The sequence below is a fragment of the Flavobacterium tyrosinilyticum genome, from assembly GCF_023656565.1.
In the GTDB taxonomy this organism is placed as follows: Bacteria; Bacteroidota; Bacteroidia; order Flavobacteriales; family Flavobacteriaceae; genus Flavobacterium; species Flavobacterium tyrosinilyticum.
The window spans coordinates 360,049-379,999 of sequence record NZ_JAMOKG010000003.1 but is presented as its reverse complement, the minus strand read 5'-3'; the positions used below and the strand labels follow the sequence as shown (position 1 = coordinate 379,999).

General features: G+C 35.1%; 19 protein-coding genes. 2 read left to right on the top strand and 17 right to left on the bottom strand.

Going from position 1 to position 19,951, the window contains the following annotated elements:
• Positions 1-244 precede the first annotated feature (244 nt).
• Positions 245-406 (top strand): DUF1328 family protein, encoded by a 162-nt coding sequence (locus NCC77_RS16065; protein WP_008467744.1) that lies wholly within the window; start codon positions 245-247, stop codon positions 404-406.
• 91 nt (positions 407-497) lie between these two features.
• On the opposite strand, the gene NCC77_RS16060 is transcribed toward NCC77_RS16065, so the two are convergent.
• The 11 genes from NCC77_RS16060 to NCC77_RS16010 all read right to left on the bottom strand — a co-directional run bounded on the left by NCC77_RS16060 (position 498) and on the right by NCC77_RS16010 (position 12,088).
• Positions 498-965 carry a DUF1440 domain-containing protein gene (locus NCC77_RS16060; RefSeq protein WP_095931613.1) on the bottom strand — a complete coding sequence of 156 codons (468 nt, stop codon included), beginning with the start codon at positions 963-965 and terminating at the stop codon, positions 498-500.
• A gap of 27 nt (positions 966-992) precedes the next feature.
• Positions 993-1,502, bottom strand: a complete 510-nt coding sequence (locus NCC77_RS16055; RefSeq protein ID WP_250836504.1) for a DinB family protein — start codon at positions 1,500-1,502, stop codon at positions 993-995.
• Positions 1,503-1,682: 180 nt separating this feature from the next.
• On the bottom strand, positions 1,683-1,892 hold the full coding sequence (locus tag NCC77_RS16050) for a hypothetical protein (protein WP_250836503.1): 210 nt from the start codon (positions 1,890-1,892) through the stop codon (positions 1,683-1,685).
• Between the two features lie 13 nt (positions 1,893-1,905).
• Positions 1,906-2,286, bottom strand: coding sequence for a DoxX family protein (locus NCC77_RS16045; RefSeq protein WP_250836502.1), 381 nt, complete (start codon positions 2,284-2,286; stop codon positions 1,906-1,908).
• A gap of 300 nt (positions 2,287-2,586) precedes the next feature.
• Positions 2,587-3,318 carry a GNAT family N-acetyltransferase gene (locus NCC77_RS16040; RefSeq protein ID WP_250836501.1) on the bottom strand — a complete coding sequence of 244 codons (732 nt, stop codon included), beginning with the start codon at positions 3,316-3,318 and terminating at the stop codon, positions 2,587-2,589.
• Between the two features lie 75 nt (positions 3,319-3,393).
• Positions 3,394-3,999, bottom strand: coding sequence for a Crp/Fnr family transcriptional regulator (locus tag NCC77_RS16035; protein WP_250836500.1), 606 nt, complete (start codon positions 3,997-3,999; stop codon positions 3,394-3,396).
• A 244-nt stretch (positions 4,000-4,243) separates the two neighbouring features.
• Entirely contained in the window at positions 4,244-4,705 is a 462-nt protein-coding gene (locus NCC77_RS16030; protein WP_250836499.1) for a hypothetical protein, read from the bottom strand.
• Positions 4,706-5,110: 405 nt separating this feature from the next.
• Positions 5,111-6,529, bottom strand: coding sequence for a TolC family protein (locus tag NCC77_RS16025; RefSeq protein WP_250836498.1), 1,419 nt, complete (start codon positions 6,527-6,529; stop codon positions 5,111-5,113).
• 323 nt (positions 6,530-6,852) lie between these two features.
• Positions 6,853-10,017: an efflux RND transporter permease subunit gene (locus NCC77_RS16020; RefSeq protein ID WP_250836497.1), complete on the bottom strand. Its 3,165-nt coding sequence runs from the start codon at positions 10,015-10,017 to the stop codon at positions 6,853-6,855.
• 12 nt (positions 10,018-10,029) lie between these two features.
• Positions 10,030-11,247: an efflux RND transporter periplasmic adaptor subunit gene (locus tag NCC77_RS16015; RefSeq protein ID WP_250836496.1), complete on the bottom strand. Its 1,218-nt coding sequence runs from the start codon at positions 11,245-11,247 to the stop codon at positions 10,030-10,032.
• A gap of 247 nt (positions 11,248-11,494) precedes the next feature.
• Positions 11,495-12,088: a TetR/AcrR family transcriptional regulator gene (locus tag NCC77_RS16010; protein WP_250836495.1), complete on the bottom strand. Its 594-nt coding sequence runs from the start codon at positions 12,086-12,088 to the stop codon at positions 11,495-11,497.
• A 1,049-nt stretch (positions 12,089-13,137) separates the two neighbouring features.
• On the opposite strand from NCC77_RS16010, the gene NCC77_RS16005 reads away from it, so the two are divergent.
• Entirely contained in the window at positions 13,138-13,575 is a 438-nt protein-coding gene (locus NCC77_RS16005; protein ID WP_250836494.1) for a cupin domain-containing protein, read from the top strand.
• A gap of 82 nt (positions 13,576-13,657) precedes the next feature.
• On the opposite strand, the gene NCC77_RS16000 is transcribed toward NCC77_RS16005, so the two are convergent.
• The 6 genes from NCC77_RS16000 to NCC77_RS15975 all read right to left on the bottom strand — a co-directional run bounded on the left by NCC77_RS16000 (position 13,658) and on the right by NCC77_RS15975 (position 19,933).
• Positions 13,658-14,002, bottom strand: a complete 345-nt coding sequence (locus NCC77_RS16000; RefSeq protein ID WP_250836493.1) for a dimethylsulfonioproprionate lyase family protein — start codon at positions 14,000-14,002, stop codon at positions 13,658-13,660.
• Positions 14,003-14,022: 20 nt separating this feature from the next.
• Complete coding sequence (locus NCC77_RS15995; protein WP_250836492.1) at positions 14,023-14,445, bottom strand: DoxX family protein; 423 nt, start codon at positions 14,443-14,445, stop codon at positions 14,023-14,025.
• A 258-nt stretch (positions 14,446-14,703) separates the two neighbouring features.
• The gene (locus NCC77_RS15990; protein WP_250836491.1) at positions 14,704-15,498 is read right to left on the bottom strand and encodes a helix-turn-helix domain-containing protein; all 795 of its coding nucleotides are present in this window, start codon (positions 15,496-15,498) and stop codon (positions 14,704-14,706) included.
• A gap of 84 nt (positions 15,499-15,582) precedes the next feature.
• The gene (locus tag NCC77_RS15985; protein WP_250836490.1) at positions 15,583-15,918 is read right to left on the bottom strand and encodes a hypothetical protein; all 336 of its coding nucleotides are present in this window, start codon (positions 15,916-15,918) and stop codon (positions 15,583-15,585) included.
• Positions 15,919-16,185: 267 nt separating this feature from the next.
• Complete coding sequence (locus NCC77_RS15980; protein WP_250836489.1) at positions 16,186-16,629, bottom strand: hypothetical protein; 444 nt, start codon at positions 16,627-16,629, stop codon at positions 16,186-16,188.
• A 199-nt stretch (positions 16,630-16,828) separates the two neighbouring features.
• Complete coding sequence (locus NCC77_RS15975) at positions 16,829-19,933, bottom strand: efflux RND transporter permease subunit (protein ID WP_250836488.1); 3,105 nt, start codon at positions 19,931-19,933, stop codon at positions 16,829-16,831.
• Positions 19,934-19,951: the final 18 nt, after the last annotated feature.

Below are 19,951 nucleotides of genomic sequence, written 5' to 3'. Positions count from 1 at the left end.
ACTTTAGTATAGAAGCGGCAATTAATCCAATCGATCAAAAAATTAACTCAAAAGCATAAACATGGTAATTCTGTAAGGCTTGCAAATAATAGTGAAACTGTTGTGTACTCTGGCTTTAGTTTAATTTTATAGGGATAACAATTAAGCGTATTGAGTTAATAAGATTTGTAAGAATAAAAGAACTTTGAATCAAACAAAAAAGGCTTCTAAAACAGTCATATTAAGAACTTAAAAAATCAATATTATGTTACGATGGACAGTTATATTTATAATTCTTGCTATTATAGCTGGAATTTTTGGTTTTGGTGGTATTGCTGCCGGAGCTGCAAGCATTGCAAAAGTTTTATTCTTTATTTTTTTGGTCCTGTTTATCATTTCATTAATTACAGGAAGAAGAAAAGTTTAATTTTTTTTATAAAGGTTCAAAGGTTCAGAGTTACAAAGGTTCAAAGTTTTAACCTTTGCACCTTTGAGTCTTTGTCACTTTGTCACTTTTTCTAATACCATTTAGCATAATACTTTCTCGTTATAAAAGCAATCGGAATCCCGACACAGCAAATTACAATAAGAATAGAAAGCAGAAGCGGAAAATCTAAATTCTTCTCGGGTAAGACAGGAAATACAATTGGCAGAACAACAAGATTCATGATTACCCAAATAAAGAAGCCGTATGAGACTCCCGACAGTAAGGTATTTATTTTAAAAAATGGGATATAAGGAAAAATCTTAAAATAAAACCAAGCAAAAATAAAAGCAATTAAGAAATGAAGTCCCAAACCCACAAAAGTCATTTCTGTACCTGCCGTGTACGCTTCTTTTTTAAAAATACCACTTGCAATAGACTGTAAAATTTTTTCTGCTGTTGTTTTATGTAATATTCCTGCATAAATCAAAATAGCGGCAGTGATGTCTAATGTTCCTGCAACTAAACCAGATGAAACAATGGTTCTAACTTTTGATCTCATAAAAATAGTTTTGAGTTAAATACTGCTCTATTGTTTTTTAATGTATTCGTAAATCGATTTTAACTGATGTGTATGTCTCTGCGTATGTACAATGGCAAAATGGAGCCATTCATAAATGGTAAAATGTTCAAATCCAGGTATTTTAGCGTCCAGACAAGTAAGCGTTAAATCGTATGTTTCTGCCGCTTCAAACAAATCATTTTGTATTTTTTTGATAGAAGCTAACAAAATGCCTTTTTCATATTCGATATCTGGGGGCTTTATATTTTCTGGTGATTGGTATTTGGTAGTGAAGTCTAAAAATATAGCATCAAGAGCTTTTACATTTGCATCAGGTTCTCTAGTTGTTTTTTCTGTTTTTCCTGCAAAAAGCATGGTAAGATCAGAGCAGGCCAGAATAATATGCTGTGTGGTTTGCCCAGCAGTCCAGCTCCCTTCAAATGGAACAATATTGATTTCTTCTTTTGAAAAAGAGGAAACTAAATCGTGCAATTTAGTGTAGGTTTCCAGTATGGTATTTTGAATAGCGCTCTTCATTTTTTTTAATTTTAGAAATAGAAAATTCGACAGTTCATGTTCGCCGATTGGTTTATTAAAAAAACCTCAGTACATTATCTGTGAAATTTAATTTATAGAATTAGGGAAATTGGTACTCCTTCAAATATACAATAAAAAATATTAAAATACTATAAGTCAAGTATTTGGAAGTGTTAATTTTTAAGGAAGTGCTTCGCAGAAGTAACCGTGCGAATTTAAAATATCAATGATTTTTGTATTCGAAAAATTGGATGCATGAATACGGAGGATTTTGTCGCAATCTTCTAAATCGAAGTTGATCGAGCTGTCTGGATAATGCTCCAGAAGCTTCTCAATGATAATCGAACATTGAGTAGCTTCTTGAACATTTGTTTTAAAAACTTCAATCATAAAGTTTTGGTTGTTAGAGTGCTATGTTTTTATAACGATGTATTCTATGATATGTTATATACGATACAATTAAAACGGCAAAAACGATTAGAGGGAAGAAGCCTTGAAAACCAATTCCGTCAACAGCAAAATGGCTTATTGAGGCAAATATAAAATCGAAAGCAAATCCTGCATACGCCCATTCTTTTATACGTCCCGGAACTTGTGGAATAATTAAAGCTAAAACTCCGAGAATTTTAAATACAACTAATGCATTTCCAAAATACTCTGGATATCCTAGATGTTTGATTCCTTCCTTGGCCAATTCAGTTTGAGAAGTTAAAGCTGGCATAACGCCTTCAAATAAAAAGATTAAAATAGTAGTAGTCCAAAAAATAATTTTTGTTGTCTTCATTGGGTATTTGTTTTAAATAGTTGTTAGTTAATGTATTACAAATATACTATTCTTATTTTTTCATGAAATACCTATTTATGACTATTTTGGGGGCATTTGGGACAAGATTTAGATTTTAGATTTTTGATTTTAGAGTGTAGATTTTAGATTTTTAGAATATAGAATATAGAATATAGCTCACGCAAAGACGCGAAGTCACAAAGAAAATAACTTAAAAAAATTAAACTTTGCGACTTCGCGTCTTTGCGAGAAATTGAATTAGCTAATTAATTGGAATTTGGAATTTAAAAATTTTGGAATTTACGCCAGTTGATAATTCGTAATAGTAAACAAATCCTCAAAACCTAATCTGGTATAAATGCCTTTTCCTAAAGCAGAAGCTTGTAGTTGTGCATATTCACAATTGGCATCAATGGCTTCGTTGATGGCGAATTTCATGATTTCTTCTGCGAAACCTCTTTTGCGCATTTCTGGAATAACACCGACTCCGTGAATTCCCATTATTTCTCCTGTTTGAAAAAGTGTAAGTGTTCCAATCGCTTTTCCTTCAAAATGAACCAAATAAAACTTGACATTTTCATAATTATGAACCAGTGTTTCTTTACTAATGACATAACTAAAAGATAGCGGATAAATATCTGACCAGGTTTTGGCATCTTCTTCATTTAGAACTCTTTTGAAAGTAAGGTTGCTTTGAAGCGGAAATTTTTCACCTAATTTTAAAGCCATTGCTACAAGCTGAATACGGATATTAAAGCCGTTTTTTTCAAAAAATGATTTTGAATTGCGGCCAAAAATATCCCAGTATGGAATAATCAAACCAGGATTTTTCTCCATGATTTCCATAATCTGCCGAAAGTTTTCTTCAGTAATATCTTCTCGAAACCATAATCTATTTGGCCAGCCTGAATTTTTTATTTGACTGAATTGGAATGGATCATTTTTATGATAGGAAAGTAGAGGAGTGGCAACAGTTTTCCAAAGTGCGGTAAGATTGTCAATATTGTCTTTGATGAGATCTGTATTTTTCATTTTTTTTGGATATCGAATTTAAATCTAAAGCAAAGATAAAACCAGCTTTCCTGAAAAACCTTTACATATGTTGATTTACAAATCTTTTTCGAGACTTTTTCTAATTCGGCTTAACTGGGTTGGAGTAATACCCAAGTGCGAAGCAATATGCAGTAACGGAACGCGATCAGCAATACTGGGATGTTTCTCCAGAAGATTAACATATCTTTCTGTTGCGTTTTGCATTACTAAGGCAACTTCTCTTTGTTCTTTTTCGATAATCCAGTTTTTCTCTAAATGTGCAATATAGAAGTTTTTGAGATCGTCGTTTTGGTAGATCAGCTCCATATATTTTTTATAATTGATGTTGATTACAATAGAATCTTCTAAAGCCTCAATTGTAAAATTAGAGGGAGTCTGGAGCATCAGAGAAACTTTAGAACCCGCAAAATAATTCTCAAGAAAAAGATTTTTGTTATAGAAATTTCCTTGTTCATCTGTGATAAAAGCTCTTAAAATTCCTTTTGCAATAAAATGAAGATTTTTAGCAATTTCTCCGTTTCCTAATAGTATTTCTCCTTTTTTAAGTGTTTGGAAATAGGTGGTGCTCTCAATCTGTTTCCAAGACTGATCAGAAAGCGGGTAGTAGCTTTCGATAATCTGTTTTAGATTATTGAGGTATATTTCTTTATTGAAAGTCATAGAGTGTTTTGGTTTTGCCACTATATTGATCTCTATCGGGATAAAGCCACAAAGTTTATTGTTACGAATTTCACCAATTTTCACGAATTATTCTATAATTGGAGAAAAGAAATTGGTAAAAATTGGTGAAATTCGTGGCAGACAAAAAAACTTTGTGTCCTAGCGTCTTCGTGGCAAAATAAAAAAACCGCCAAAAAACAAAAAGCTTTATAGCGGTTTCTCAAAAGAATAGTAATTATTTGCATTAATCAGCATAATGATAAATACTTCTTTTAACTGTATTATCTATTTTTTCTAGCGTTACTTCGGTTACACCACCTGCATAGTTCATTGAAATCGCTACTTTGTCTTTAGTGATTTCATAATCGATAGACATTAATCCCTCTTTATTTACTTCAATAGATTTTTTTTCTGTCGGAAGAGTGGTTAAATAGTATTCTGATTCATCTACTTCTTTGTTTTTAATGATATTTTGATAAACCTGGTTAATGTCTGTATCTTTTAGAATACATTCTCTTCCAGATCCCATTTCAACTTCTATATCTTTACAATCTCCTTCTTCTGGACTTTCCTCTTTTATTTCTTTTTTGGCTACGGTAACAGTATCAGCTGGAGTTTTAGCAGATTCTAATTCTTGCTCTGAACTGTTTTGTTTGCAATTTGTAAATAGTAAAGCTAAAAGTGCTAAACATGCTATTTTCTTCATTAGTTTAAATTTGTTTAATTAATAGATTGCCACGAAGGCGCTAAAACGCTAAGTTTTCTTGTTCAAAAGTAAGAAAATAAGTTAAGATTTATTGTTTTTTCAGAAAGAGAAATCCCACGAAATGAGGCAAGATGATTTAATTGCTGTTTAGAGCTTGTAGAGAAGATTTATTGTTTCTAGCGATTACTTTTCGTATCCTTCAACTGGACTCAAAAGGACACAAAATAAGATGAAAATCCGCTTAATCTCCAATCCCGAAAACATTGAGACTACAAGAAACTTAAAAAACTTTGAGCCCTAGCGCCTTCGCGGCAAATTTAAAAACAAAAAACGCCATGAAACCCAGAGGTCTCACAGCGTTTTCATCTCAAAAAATAAATAATTAACGGGTAAATGTAACAGGTATTATTTCCAGCCACCGCCTAGAGCGCGGTACAAATCTGTATTGGCTGTAAGTTGTTGTCTTTTGATATCGGCAAGTTCTAATTCGCTTTGCAATAAATTAGCCTGCGCAGTTAAAACTTCAAGATATTCTGCCATACCATTTTTGAATAAAAGGTTAGCATTTTTAATCGCTTGCTGTAATGTTTTTACTTTCTCTTTTAAGAAAGTTTCCTGTTGCTGTAATTTCTCTACTTTAACCAAAGCATCCGAAACTTCGCTTACAGCAACCAAAACAGCTTGTCTAAAACTTAAAACCGCTTTTTCTCTTTCTGCGACAGCGATATTATATTGTGTTCTCACTCTTTTGTTATTTAGAAGAGGTTGAGTTAACCCGCCTGCAACAGTTCCGAACAATGAAGCCGGAATATTGAACCAATTGCTGGTTTCGAAAGAGTTTAAGCCGCCTTGAGCCGTAATTCTGAGAGTTGGGTATAAATCCGCTTTCGTGATACCGACGTTTGCATTAGCCGCTTTAAGAGCCAATTCGGCACTTTTTACATCAGGTCTTCTGCTAACTAAGGCAGATGGAACTCCGATTGCTGTATTGTGTTTTACTTCAATTGCACTTAATTGAATAGATCTTTCTTTAGAATTTGGAAAAGAACCCGTTAAAACACTCAAAGCGTTTTCCTGAATCGCAATATTTTGTTCCAATAACGGAATCAATTGTGCTGAGTTTAATTTCTGTGCTTCCGATTGTTGAATCGCCAAAGTGGTTACCTGACCCGCATCGTATTTTAATTTGATAATATTCGTTGTACTATCATTTAAACGAAGGTTTTGTCTGGCAATATCCAATTGTGCATCTAGCATCAAAAGATTATAATATCCTCTAGAAACATTAGCAACAATATTGGTCTGCAATGCTTTTTTTACTTCTTCAGATTGAAGATATCCTGCGTAAGCCCCTTTCTTTTGGTTTCTGATCTTTCCCCAAATATCAGCTTCCCAAGAAAGAGAAGCTCCAGCAGAATAGTCGTCAATATGTTTAGCACCAATTGCCTGATTTAAGTTCAATCCCGTAAAACTATTGTCAGACGGATTGCTTGTACTTGCGTTTACAAATAAGTTAACCTGAGGTACATTTCCCCATTTTGACTGTGTAAAACGGTATTGCGCAATTTCGATGTTCTTTTCGGCAATCTGAAGGTCGTTGTTTCTCGCAACGGCACTGTCAATTAATTTTATAATATCTTTTTCTGTAAAGAAGTTTTTCCACTCCATATCGGCAATACTGGTTGTATCACTCGAAACCGATGCATTCCTGAAATTCTCAGGAAATGCATCTTTTGGAGTTTCAATATCCTTTGAGACTTTACAGGATATTAAAGTCGTGATCAGAATGGCGAAGGTCACGATTTTGGTTATATGATTTTTCATTTAGTCTTTTTATTAAAATTTTTTTATCCGTTGGGTTTAGTTTTTTAAACACATTGAAACATAGTTTTTTGAGGATTTAAAAAAGGCGTTTCACTTATTTTAATGCACATAGTTTTCTATGTGTGGAAACTAGTTTCTTTTATTCTCTTTATTTCGAAATAAGAAATCTATGTCTCTATGTGTTAAAATATTTTTTCCCAAAAAGGTTAAATTTCTGTACACGTATCTTTTCTACTTTCTAGATCTCTTGAGATTCTGTACGATATATATCCGATGCCAAATATGATGGCGACAAGTAGGGTTGTAATATAGTTTTCCATTTATTATTTTTCTTCGTTATGAATTACAGCGATTGGTTTTCCGCTCACTTTTTCTTGTAAATGCTGGAAGATGATGAATAAAACAGGAATAATAAATAATCCTAGAATTACTCCCGAAAGCATCCCTCCAGCTGCCCCAATACTGATGGAGTGGTTACCTTGTGCAGATGGGCCTTTGGCACTCATCATTGGCACTAAACCTACCACAAAAGCAAGAGACGTCATGATAATTGGTCGCAAACGTAATTTTGCTGCCATGATTGAAGCTGCTACTAAACCTTGTCCTGATCTTCTTCGCTGCGCCGCGAATTCCACAATCAAGATGGCATTTTTGGCGAGAAGTCCGATCAGCATGACAAGAGCAACTTGTACGTAAATATTGTTTTCAATTCCAGTTAAACCAATAGCAACGAATACTCCAAAAATACCTGCAGGGATCGATAAGATAACGGCTAGAGGAAGGATATAACTCTCATACTGTGCAGCAAGTAAGAAATAAATGAATATCAAACACAATAAGAAAATTGTAGCCGATTGCCCTCCAGAAGAAATCTCCTCACGAGTCTGGCCCGAGAATTCAAACCCGTAACCTGCAGGTAATTGTTGTGCTGCTACTTCTTCAATGGCTTTAATGGCGTCTCCAGAACTAAATCCAGGTTTCGGAATCGCATTAATAGAAATTGAGTTAAATAAATTGTATCTAGAAGCGGTTTCTGAACCATAAATACGAGTTAGTTTAACTAATGTATTTATTGGCACCATTTCGCCTGTTTTGTTTTTTACAAAAACTCTGTCAATTGCTGTTGGATCAGCTCTGTCTTCGATATCGGCCTGAACAACCACACGGTAGTATTTACCAAATCGGTTAAAGTCAGATGCCTGTGCGCTACCAAAGTAAGCCTGCATCGTTTGTAGAATGTCTTTTACATTAACACCCAATTGATTTGCTTTTTCGTCGTTAACTTCCAATTGCAATTGTGGATAATCTGCTTTGAAAGAGGTAAAGGCAACTGCAATTTCCGGACGTTTCATTAATTCACCGATAAAGTTTTGAGAAATACCGCTGAATTTATCCAGTTTTCCTCCTGTTTTATCTTGAAGAACTAAATCTAAAGCCTCAACGTTACTAAATCCGGGAACAGTAGGGAAACTGAATACGAAGAAACTTCCGCCAGAAATAGCGCCCAGTTTACCACGAACCTGATTCATGATTTCGTCAATGTTTTTTACTTCGCCGCGTTCTTCGTTTGGTTTAAGCAATACGAATACAACAGCAGAAGATGGACTTGTAGAGTTGGTCAATAAGTTGAAACCTGAAATTGCGGTTACAAATCGAGAAGCGTCTAATGCTTTTAAAGTATTCTCAGCTTCAGTCATTACTTTTTGAGTTCCGTCCAATGATGTTCCAGATGGCGTATTTACTGCAATCGCAATAAATCCTTGATCTTCTGTTGGAATAAACCCTTGAGGAGTTGTTTTTACCATTACCAATGTTGCCAATGTAATTAAAGCCAATCCGCCTAAACTTAACCATTTTCTTCTAATTAAGAATTTAAGTCCGCCTGTGTAACGGTTTGTCAACGATTCAAAACTGCTGTTGAAAGCGGTAAAGAATTTCTCTTTAAATCCTTTTTTTACATAAGGCGTGTCCTGATCGTGAGCTCCGTGATTATCTTTTAAGAATAATGCTGCAAGCGCAGGACTCAATGTTAAGGCATTTACAGCCGAAATTACAATTGCAATCGCCATAGTAAAGGCAAACTGACGATAGAAAACTCCTGTTGAGCCTTCCATAAAACCAACCGGCAGGAATACAGCAGCCATTACCAGCGTAATCGAGATAATAGCACCCGTTATTTCGTGCATTGCTTCATGGGTTGCGATTTTTGGAGACAAACGTTTGTGCTCCATTTTCGCATGCACCGCTTCGACTACCACAATGGCATCATCGACCACAATACCAATCGCCAGAATTAATGCGAAAAGCGTTAAAAGGTTGATCGAAAATCCGAATAACTGCATGAAGAAGAACGTTCCTAAAATTGCTACAGGTACAGCAATGGCCGGGATTAATGTTGATCTAAAATCTTGCAAGAAGATAAATACCACAATAAATACCAGTATAAAAGCTTCTATTAACGTATGCTCAACCTGTTCGATAGATTGGTCAAGAGATACTTTTGTACTATAGAAAATATTGTGTTTGATGCCTTTTGGAAAATCTTTAGAGGCCTTTTCCATCATTTTGTTAATGGCAATCTGAATATCATTTGAGTTAGATCCAGCTAACTGGATAACCCCAATTACAATTCCTTTTTTACCATTTAAACGAGTTAAACTGTTGTAAGAGTAAGCACCCAATTCAACTCTCGCTACATCTTTTAAGCGAAGTACTGAGCCATCTGCATTAGAACGTATAGCAATATTTTCATAATCTTCTGGTTTAGTTAATTTCCCTTTGTATTTAATAACGTATTCAAAAACTTCTTTGCTTCGCTCTCCAAATTTCCCTGGAGCCGCTTCCAAACTTTTGTCTTGGATAGCGCCCATAACTTCACTTGGCGTCACTTTATAAGTTGACATTTGTGTTGGATTCAACCAAACACGCATAGAGTAATCTTTTACACCACCAAAAATACTAGCAGAACCTACACCCGGAATACGTTTTAGTTCCGGAATAATATTAATTTGTGCATAGTTGGCAACGAAAGTCTGATCGTATTTTGATTCATCTTCGGTGTACATACCAATTGCCATGATGAAACTATTTTGTTGTTTCGCCGTAACAATACCTTGCTGTACAACCTCCGCAGGAAGTTGGCTCGTTGCCTGAGCCACACGGTTTTGTACGTTTACCGCAGCTTGATCGGCATCTGTACCCAGTTTAAAGAAAACTGTAATAGCCAAAGTACCGTCGTTACTGGCTGTAGAACTCATGTATGTCATGTTTTCTACACCATTTATAGATTCTTCGATAGAAGGTGCCACAGAACGTAAAACCGTTTCTGCGTTGGCTCCCGGATATACCGCCGTTACCAAAACCGATGGAGGCGCAATATCAGGAAACTGTTGTAAAGGCAGTTTAGTTAAACCTAATACCCCCAGAATCACCAATAAAATGGAAATTACGGTTGCCAGTACAGGTCTTTGTATAAATATTTTGAACATTATTTCTTCTGATTATTTTTTGTTAGTTACTTCGGCAACTTTAGTTGATTTTTCAGGCTGAATCGCTTGCCCGTCCTGAAGTTTGTCAATACCGCTTAGCACGATTTGGTCACCCGTTTTTACACCTTCTTTAATTAAATAATTGGTTCCGCTTTTACCTACTACTACGATAGGCATTTTAGTCACTTTATTATCTTTACCTACAGTGAAAACAAATACTTTGTCTTGCATTTCAACTGTAGCTGACTGCGGTACTAAAATCGCATCATCATGCTGTAATCCTAAACTGATTCTTCCTGTGTTTCCAGAACGTAAAATTCCGTTTGCATTTGGGAAAGTCGCTCTAATTGTGATTGCACCTGTAGTTTTATCAAACTGACCGTCAACCATATCGATTTTTCCTGTTTGAGGATAAGCGTTGTTATCTGCCAAGATCAAAGTAACTGGAGGCAATTTTTTAATTTTATCACCAAGTGAATTTCCTTTGTATTGCTCTTTGAAGTTGATGAAATCAGTTTCACCCAAAGAGAAATAAGCAAATACTTCATGAACATCTGATAAAGTAGTCAACGCTTCAACATCAGAAGCAGAAACTAAACTTCCTTGCTTTTTAGGTAATCTACCAATGTATCCGCTAACTGGAGCAGTTACGTTAGTGTATCCTAAATTAATTTTAGCAGAACCTACCATTGCTTTGGCTTGCTCGATATTGGCAGCAGCAATTTTTTGAGAAGCTTTAGCTGTTTTTAACTGATAATCAGAAACTACTTTGTTCTGAACTAACGGAGTCAATTTGTCAACTTCTAAATTAGCGTTGATCAAAGCAGCTTCTGCTGCGTGTAAACTTGCTAAAGCATTGTTTAACTGTTCGCGAAACGGACGTTCATTGATTTTGAATAAAGTTTGTCCTTTGCTTACGTAAGCACCTTCATCAACAAAAATTCTGTCTAGGTTTCCGCTTACTTGAGGACGAATCTCAACATCAACAGTTCCTTGTATAGAAGCAGGATATTCAGCATCAGTAGTGGTATTGGCACTTGTGATTGCTAAAACTGGTAAAACCGGTGGAGGTGGAGCAGTAGGCGCTTGATTTTTGTCGCCACAGCTGCTTAATACTAAGGCCAGAATAAAACTGGTTATAATTACATTTTTCATTTTCATAGTGGTTTTAATTGGTTGAACATTTTCTCGGATAAAATTCTTTGGTATTCTGGCATTCTCGGGATTCATATTTAATTGAATTAAATTATCTAACGTTGTTAAGTAAAAGTGCACAAATTTCCATACAGTAAGCCTTTCCAATTCTATTTCGAATCAGTATTAAATTATCTAACGATGTTAAGTAAAAGTCTAAAAAAAGAGCTTTTATTACCTTTATTAAATTTTCTAACAGTGTTAAGCGAAAGTTATAAAAAAAAGGATTTTATATTATCCCGTTTAAATCATTTTACACTGTTAAGTAAAATTGGAAAATTTTTTATTGTATAGATTTTATGATACCACCAATGGCATCCTTCAAAATCTGAGCATTTATTGTTTCTAAAATATCACTCTTGTTAATGATGTTGATGGCGATTAAACCATGAATAACAGAAAAGAAAGTAAAATATTTTTGTTTAATGATATCTTGACTCGGATTACTGTCTTTCATTACTTCAGCAATAACCTGAGTGAATAATTTGTAAGGTCCCTCTTGAGCCGAACATCGCTGTGCGCAACACGTCATTTGAACACCAAACATCAGTTGATATAATTCAGTATTAGTAAAAGCAAAGTCCCAGTAAGTCATCCACATGGCTTCCAATTGATCTTCAGGTTTTTCAAACTTATCAATTGCAATTTGCAATTCTTTTGTCAGTTTGATAAAGCCTTTGCCAGTCAGTTCTTCTAAAATTGCTTCTTTATTTGAGAAATATTCATAAATAATAGGAGCAGTATATTCGATTCTGTCGGCAATTTTACGCATACTCAAACCATTCCAGCCTTCTTCTTTTACGATATCATAAGCAGCGCCAAGGATATTATTCCTTGTCTCTTCTTTTTGTCTTAAAATTCGATCTTTGCTAGCCATTGTATTCAAGTATTAAATCGTTTAACACTGTTAGGCAAATGTATGGCAGATTTTCGAATTTCAAAATATTTTTATCATAATATTTTCTTATCGTACAATAAGTGTTTTTAAAATTCTTTTCGAGGTCCTTATTTTATTGAACTTTTAATTGATGTATTTTTTTTTGGAGCAGATGTTTTTCGACTTTTAAGATCATTTGTCCCGCTCTACATTATATTTTTTGTGGTGAACCCCACCACAAAAAGATGCCATTTCGATCGGGGCTAGGAGAGAACATGTATTTTTTCATTAGAATTTTGACAAAATTTCAAACTTTGTCAAGGTGGACAAGATCGATTTTCTTCCCGTATAATTCCGGAGGAATGAAATATTTATAGATTGTTGGATACGCGGTTTACAAAAAAGCTCCAGCGGAGCGACATATTCATTATCGTAAATCTAAAAATGTTTCGCCCTGCTAGGGCTCTTTTAAAAAGGGAATCAAACCATCTATAAATATTTCGTCCCTCTGGGACTTTTTTAGAAAATGATTTTAATGTTGATTTTGTCATCGTGAGGAACGAAGGATCACACTCACAAGTCGACAAAGATTAGAATTTCACAAATAAACAAAGCACAAAATTCTCATCCCGTGTAATTCCGGAGGAATGAAATATTTATAGATTGTTTGATACGCGGTTTACAAAAAGCTCCAGCGGAGCGACATATTCATTATCGTAAATCTAAATATGTTTCGCCCTGCTAGGGCTCTTGTAAAAAGGGAATCATTATTTCTATAAATATTTCGTCCCTCTGGGACTTTTGTAGAAAATGATTTTAATATTGAGTTTGTAATCCTGAAGAACGAAGGATCACACGCGCAAATCGACAAAGATTAGAATTTCCATTTAGTTTGTCATCCCGATGAAGGAGGGAGCTTCGTAAGTAGCTCGGCAAAGATTGTCGATTTAGATTGCGGAATTCCTAGTGTGATCCTTCGTTCCTCAGGATGACAAAAACATGAATGCAACTGTCTGTATTCAATTTTTTTCGTAACATTACAACAAAAAATGATGAAAACTCTAACTATCCTAAAAACCACAATTGCAGTTTTATTTTTCCAGCAGACTTTTTCTCAGGAAATCAAAAAAGAAACTGCATCACCACAATACACAATAGAAAACTGTGTCAATCATTTTGATATAAACAAAGCCACCAAAACGAAGGTTGGTTATCAATATTGGTTTGCCAATAAAGATTTCACTCAGGAAAACACTTTAAAAATGAGCATTGTCGAACCTGGAAAATCGACGCACGCACCACATCATCATCCGGAAGAAGAATTTTTCTATATCTTAGAAGGAACAGCTGAATTCTTTTTGGACGGAAAAACCGTTACAGCTGGTCCAAATACCAGTTTCTATTGTCCGCCAAATGCTGAGCACGGAATTAGTAATACAGGGAAAACAGATTTGAAATATTTGGTCATTAAAAAAGATTTGAGGTAAAAATCTTTTGTAATATCTTGTAAGAGCTGCGCAAATGTCTCTTACTTTACGCAGCTGTTCGGGAGGCTATTGAATATTTTATTTACTTCAATACCACAACTTCTTCAGGAATCATAAACAAAAGCGTACAGCCAGTTCTAGAAAATACAGAATGCGTGCTTCCTGGTGGCATGTACAAATAATCGCCAGCTTTTAATTCGTCTTTTCCAGAGCGTACTTCGCCTTCTAAAACATAAATTTCCTCGCCAGCGGGATGCACGTGATTTGGGTAGGACGCGCCGGGCTCAAATTTTAAAAGAAAAGTAGGTGGACGGTTAGTAGCTGCATCAAAGCGCAATACTTTAGCATAAATTCCGTCTGTTTTTACACCTTCTTCTTGAAGTGGTTTCCACTCTAATTCATTGCTTTTTGTGATTTTAGTTTCCATAATTATTCAAATTTAATTAGTTAATTTTTCAAAAGATATTCATCCAAACTCCATCGGTATTTGTCGGCGGTTGCTAAGAGAAAAGCGCCCATAGAAAAGACAAAAACAGAATAATCAAGAGGATCTTTTATTCCGAAAGAATAAGTCATTGCCAGCGCAAATAGAAAAGTTAAGACAGAAGCGCCAAGAGCAGTTTTTCTAGTCTGATACCCAATCAGCAATAAAACAGCAAATAAGGTCTCCAGAAAAGTGCTGATAATTGCAATTGACGGAATAAAACTTTTAGGTAAAAAAGAATTTACTTGTTCGGCGTACGCCAGAAAATTTTCCCAGCCTGAAGATTGTTTCCCAAATAAACCCAACCGACTCGAAACCGCAGACAAAAATCCAATTGCCATTGCGATTCGTAAAAGGAAAATGGCATAATCCTGATATCTTTTCATAAACTATTTTATTAGTAATTATTCAGATACAAAGATCAGACAGTGGCTCTTTTTAAAGAATAGAGAATCCTAGGAAAAGCATGTAATTAAATTTTATGTACAGTGCAATTGCAAATAGAAACAAAGTCAAAATGTTTTTATTTAATCTCGCAAAGTCGCAAAGTCGCAAAGCATTTTTTTTAAGTTTTTATCTAAACTTTGCGACTCTGCGACTTTGCGAGCAATTTTTGCAACGAAAGGAAAAAACTTGTAAAACAGCTACAATTGAACAACTTTCTCTTTATACGACTTCGGAGAAATATTTGTGTGTTTTTTAAAGAAGTTTGAAAAATAGAAAGGATCATTAAAACCTAAAGCATAAGCGGTTTCTTTTACCGATAATTTTTCATAAGTAAACAAACGTTTTGCTTCAGAAATTATCAGTCCAAAAATGATATTTTGTGCAGTTTTATTGCAATGCAGTTTAGAGAGTTCGTTTAATTTGGCTTCGGTTGTGCCGATTAAATTGGCAATTTCATTTACCGAAAGATTTTTATGAAAATTCCCTCGAATAGCTTCTAGGAAATGAAGAAACAAAGCGTCTGGTTTGTAGATTTCTTCTCCTAATTTTATTTTAGAACGATTGATTTCGATTAAAATCAATTGAATTCTAGAATGAATAGAAATGAGATATTGATACGGTTTTTGGGCAATTTCCTGCTGAATAAGCTGTAAAGCATCGACAACCAATTTGTCGTCATCTACTTTTATCACTTCATTCATTGCAAAATGGCAGAACAAACTGTTGTGGAAAATGAGCTCGATGTCGTTATCATTTTTGCAGAAAAAATCATAGGTAAATTCGAGAACAAATCCGGTTGCATTGCTGTTGTTTTTTATAAAATGAATTTGACCAGACGTTATCGTTAAGACCGAATTTTTTGTGATTAGATATTCGTTTTCATCTACCGAAAGCGTTATTTCGCCAGATGTACAAAAAAGAAGGACATATTTTAATACACGCCGAGGATGTTTTAAATCTTCTGCCTGTTCAAACGTCTTTATATCAATCATTTGTTTTTTTATTTAATCACAATCCCGATAGCTATCGATAGCTAAAATAGTATTTTGAGAATTTATTTTAATTCTTTCGCAATATCAATCTGCATGCCTTTCAAAATAATTGGAAGCCATTTCTACAATTGTCTCTTTTGTTGTAAAACTGTACTGTACTCCGTGATTAAGTGTATAAGAATCTCCAAGTTCTGGATGATGTTGTTTTCCGTCTATATGAAATGAATCTAGAACTGACAGCCAGAGATTACGCTGCTGGTCTCTAAAATAGAATTGGTCTCTATCTGAAACAACTAAGATTGTCCCGTTGTCATTGTCGAGAATCGAAGTATTGTTGCTGCCCTCATAGTCACCCATAATAGTAATATTGGTGCTGTATTTTTTGGACGTTAATTCTGTGATTTTTTTTGTTAGTGGCATAAGAGTTAGAATTTGATTTGTCTTTGAAACAGTAAAATTAAAATTACACATTTTACTAATAGTATTATAAAAAGTTTTTTTTAAAGTTAAAAGTTTTGAATAAAAAGAGTAGTTTTAAAAAAAAGCAAATAAAAAGGACAGCGACCAATGAGGTGCTGTCCTTGAGTAAATTGCAAAAAAAAATAGAATGTGATATTTCTAAGAATGTGTAAAGTAATTTGTAATCTGCCAGAAAGAAAACATAATAAAAGTCATTCGTTTACAATATCATCTTTCATAGTCTCTTTGCTGACAATTTTGTCTATTAATATGAATAATAATAGGATTTCTGCCGTCTAAATCTCTTTTTCCTCGACCTGACAAACCAATGGTTATTGTATCTGGCTTTTTAGATTTTATTTCTTGCGGACTTACATACGTATACATTCCATATCCATGTCCAGAAACAATCCAGCCTTCTGTATTTTTTAAATCGGTGACATCAAATTCTTCAGAACGTTCTCCTATATAAACAGGACCAAATTCTTCCATAAATTTTAGCGCAACACTTTTTAAATCGGGAATTTCTTCTGCATGTTCAAAAATGATATACGTTCCGTTTTTAAATAAAACCCAATCCTGAAACTTCGGATTGATACTAAGTCTGACATGATGCAGTAACTCCGATTCTGCTATTTCGCCAGCTTTTTGATGGTCAGATTTCTGTTTCATAAAAAGAAAATTTAAAAAAGAATACTATGGTTTTAAATTACTTAGTTGATGTTTTGTAAAATGTGTTTTTTTAATAATACACCCTTAAAAGTTTTAATTGTATCATTATAGGGTATTTTTACGATTCGTTCTATTTCAATAAAAGCACCTTATAAACCAAATGTCTAAAGGTGCTTTTTCAATTGATATAGAAGTAAGATTAAGATGCTGTGTTGCTTGGATCTTTTTTACGGTAAAACCAGTAGAACACTTGCGGTAAAACGGTAAGCGATAAAATCATACACGTTATTAATCCGCCCACAATCATGATGGCTAGTGGTTTTTGCACTTCAGAACCCATTCCGGTGGATAACGCAGCAGGCAATAATCCTAAAGATCCCATAAGGGCAATCATCACAATAGGTCGAATTCTGCTGTGAATTCCGTGCGAAATCGCGTCTCTTAAATGCATTCCGTTTCGCATATTTTCCCTAATCATTCCAATGAGGACAATACTGTCGATGGCACTCACACCAAAGAGAATAATAAATCCAATTCCCGCCGAGATTCCGAATACAGTTCCCGTTACCCAAAGCGATAGGAATCCACCGATAAAAGCATAAGGCATAGCAGTTACAGCAATCATGGTGTCTTTGAAATTTCCAAAGTTGAAATACAGCAGGCATAAAATTAGAACCAAAACCACAGGAATAATCATCGCCAATTGTTTGGTTGCTCTTTCTTTACTCTCAAATTCTCCCGCCCATTTCATCACATTTTCCTTAGGAAGTTTGACTTCAGCAGCAACTTTTTTCTGCGCTTCGTCAATCGTACTCCCAAGGTCTCGTCCTTCAATGCTAAATCCTACGGCAATATAACGGCTGTTTCCTTCACGGTAAATAAAGGTTGGACCTGTTTTATAATCTACCGTTGCAATTTCTTTTAACGGCACTTTTTTACCATTTAGGGTCGGAATAAGTATCCCTTCAATTTTTTCTTTAGAATCACGATATTCTTTTTCAAAACGCAGCATGATGTCAAATATCTTTTCGTCATCATAAAATTTGGTTGCCGCTTGTCCGCCAATTGTCATTCTGATTACGGCTTGCGCATCGGCGGTGGTAACCGCGTAACGCGCCATTTTTTCGTCGTCAAGCTGAATTCTTAACTCTGGTAAACCAATGTTTTTATAGACATTAATATCTTCAATTCCTTTTACGTCTTTGATTGAATTGGCAACTTTTGCAGCCATTTCTTCCAATTGAAAAAGATCACTTCCAAAAATCTTAATCGCGAGCGGACTTTTAACTCCGGCAACATATTCTTCGACATTATCCTGAATGGGCTGACTGAAACCAAAGGCAATTCCGGGATATACATCGAGTACTTTTTTGATTTCGGCAATTAATTCTTCTTTACTGATATCGTGTTTCCATTCGTCTTTATGTTTTAATTCGATATGGAATTCGATATTAAAAAATCCAGTAGGGTCTGTTCCGTCGTTTGGTCTTCCGGTTTGCGAAAGCACAAATTTTACTTCTTCAAACTTTCTAATCTTGGCTTTCATTTCTTTAGTCAATCGCACCGATTCGTCAAGATTGATACTATTTGGCAATGTCGCTCTTACATAAATAGCACCTTCATTCAGTTTCGGTATAAACTCTGATCCGTAAAAAGCAAACTTTGCACAGCAAACCGCTAATAAAGCTAAAAAGGCATAAAAAGTAGCTTTACGATGTTTGGTACTCCATTGAAACAGTTTAAAAAGGTTTTCTCTAAAGAAACGCGAAATCATATTTTCTTTCTCAACAATGTTTTTGGTCAGCATGACTTTACACATTGCAGGAACGTAGGTAAGCGATAAAAGCAATGATCCTAATAGCGCATAACTTAAGGTAAAGGCTAGGGGAGAGAACATTTTTCCTTCTACTTTCGTGAAAGAGAAAATAGGCATCAACGCCACAATCAAAATGATTAAGGCAAAGAAAATATAAGTCGCAACGCTGCCGACACTTTTCTTAATTAATCCCATTTTGCTCATGCTGTTAAAGCGTTCCATTCCCACTTTATGTGCTTTCTTTTCGAGCGAGACAAAGACTTGTTCGACAATAACGAGCGTTCCTTCGAGCAGTAATCCAAAATCCAGCGCTCCCATCGAAATTAAATTGGCAGGCAATCCCTGAATTCTCAGCATTACAATAGCAAACAAAAAAGAAAGCGGAATTACAGAAGCCACAATCAATGAAGTTCTCCAGTTGTAAAGGAAAATAAACACGATTAACGATACCAATAAAATACCTTCAACAAGATTTTTAGTAACCGTTTTTACGGTTGTATTCACCAATTCGGTACGATCGATAAACGGAACAATTTTGACATTATCGGGTAAAACTCTTTCGTTAAGTTCCGTCAAACGTTCTTTAAGTTTTTTAATTACTTCACCCGGATTTTCTCCACGAAGCATTACGACAATTCCTTCAACTACATCATCATTTTCATCTAAACCGACTTGTCCTAATCTTGGTTTTGCTGAGATCGAAACTTCTGCTACGTGTTTTACTAAAACGGGAGCTCCGCCTTTGGTTTCGATTAAAATATTGCCAATATCTTCGACTTTATTAACTAACCCAACGCCACGAACGACATAAGCCTGATCGCCACGCTGAATAACGTCTCCGCCCACATTGATATTACTTTTCGAAACGGCTTCGTAAACATCTAAAGCCGAAAGATTGTAATTTTCTAATTGCGTTGGATTAATTTTGATTTCGAACATTTTTTCTTCACCACCAAAACTCACCACATCGGCAACTCCGGGAACGGCTACCAATTCTCTTTCAATAACCCAATCCTGAATGGCCTGAATTTCTTTTATAGGCAAATCACTTTTAATAACATATCTAAAGATCTCGCCCGTTGCTCCAGAAGGCGGATCAATCTCTGCATCGGCTCCTTCGGGGAGATCAAGTCCGCTCATACGGTTTGAAGCATATTGCTGTGCGTAAAAATCCTCTACGCCATCATCAAATAATACGGTTACAACCGATAATCCAAAAAGCGAAATAGAACGAACTTCGGCTTTTTTCGGTATCGTATTCATTTGTTTAGAAATCGGAAGCGTGATGAATTTTTCTACTTCTTCGGCACTTCTTCCTGGCCATTGTGTAATAATTCTTGCCCTTGTATTGGTTACATCGGGAAAGGCTTCAATTGGTGTGTGAATGTAACTCACGATACCGGCGACTAGTAATATTGCGGTCAGGAAAAAAACGATGAGCGAGTTTTTTAGCGAGAAAGCAACTAATCCTTGTACAAATTTTTTCATGTCTTGTATTGTATTTAT

Coding starts and splice junctions, on each gene's coding strand:
- NCC77_RS16065 (WP_008467744.1), top strand. CDS start 245: ATGTTACGATGGACAGTTATATTTATAATTCTTGCTATTATAGCTGGA.
- NCC77_RS16060 (WP_095931613.1), bottom strand. CDS start 965: ATGAGATCAAAAGTTAGAACCATTGTTTCATCTGGTTTAGTTGCAGGA.
- NCC77_RS16055 (WP_250836504.1), bottom strand. CDS start 1,502: ATGAAGAGCGCTATTCAAAATACCATACTGGAAACCTACACTAAATTG.
- NCC77_RS16050 (WP_250836503.1), bottom strand. CDS start 1,892: ATGATTGAAGTTTTTAAAACAAATGTTCAAGAAGCTACTCAATGTTCG.
- NCC77_RS16045 (WP_250836502.1), bottom strand. CDS start 2,286: ATGAAGACAACAAAAATTATTTTTTGGACTACTACTATTTTAATCTTT.
- NCC77_RS16040 (WP_250836501.1), bottom strand. CDS start 3,318: ATGAAAAATACAGATCTCATCAAAGACAATATTGACAATCTTACCGCA.
- NCC77_RS16035 (WP_250836500.1), bottom strand. CDS start 3,999: ATGACTTTCAATAAAGAAATATACCTCAATAATCTAAAACAGATTATC.
- NCC77_RS16030 (WP_250836499.1), bottom strand. CDS start 4,705: ATGAAGAAAATAGCATGTTTAGCACTTTTAGCTTTACTATTTACAAAT.
- NCC77_RS16025 (WP_250836498.1), bottom strand. CDS start 6,529: ATGAAAAATCATATAACCAAAATCGTGACCTTCGCCATTCTGATCACG.
- NCC77_RS16020 (WP_250836497.1), bottom strand. CDS start 10,017: ATGTTCAAAATATTTATACAAAGACCTGTACTGGCAACCGTAATTTCC.
- NCC77_RS16015 (WP_250836496.1), bottom strand. CDS start 11,247: ATGAATCCCGAGAATGCCAGAATACCAAAGAATTTTATCCGAGAAAAT.
- NCC77_RS16010 (WP_250836495.1), bottom strand. CDS start 12,088: ATGGCTAGCAAAGATCGAATTTTAAGACAAAAAGAAGAGACAAGGAAT.
- NCC77_RS16005 (WP_250836494.1), top strand. CDS start 13,138: ATGATGAAAACTCTAACTATCCTAAAAACCACAATTGCAGTTTTATTT.
- NCC77_RS16000 (WP_250836493.1), bottom strand. CDS start 14,002: ATGGAAACTAAAATCACAAAAAGCAATGAATTAGAGTGGAAACCACTT.
- NCC77_RS15995 (WP_250836492.1), bottom strand. CDS start 14,445: ATGAAAAGATATCAGGATTATGCCATTTTCCTTTTACGAATCGCAATG.
- NCC77_RS15990 (WP_250836491.1), bottom strand. CDS start 15,498: ATGATTGATATAAAGACGTTTGAACAGGCAGAAGATTTAAAACATCCT.
- NCC77_RS15985 (WP_250836490.1), bottom strand. CDS start 15,918: ATGCCACTAACAAAAAAAATCACAGAATTAACGTCCAAAAAATACAGC.
- NCC77_RS15980 (WP_250836489.1), bottom strand. CDS start 16,629: ATGAAACAGAAATCTGACCATCAAAAAGCTGGCGAAATAGCAGAATCG.
- NCC77_RS15975 (WP_250836488.1), bottom strand. CDS start 19,933: ATGAAAAAATTTGTACAAGGATTAGTTGCTTTCTCGCTAAAAAACTCG.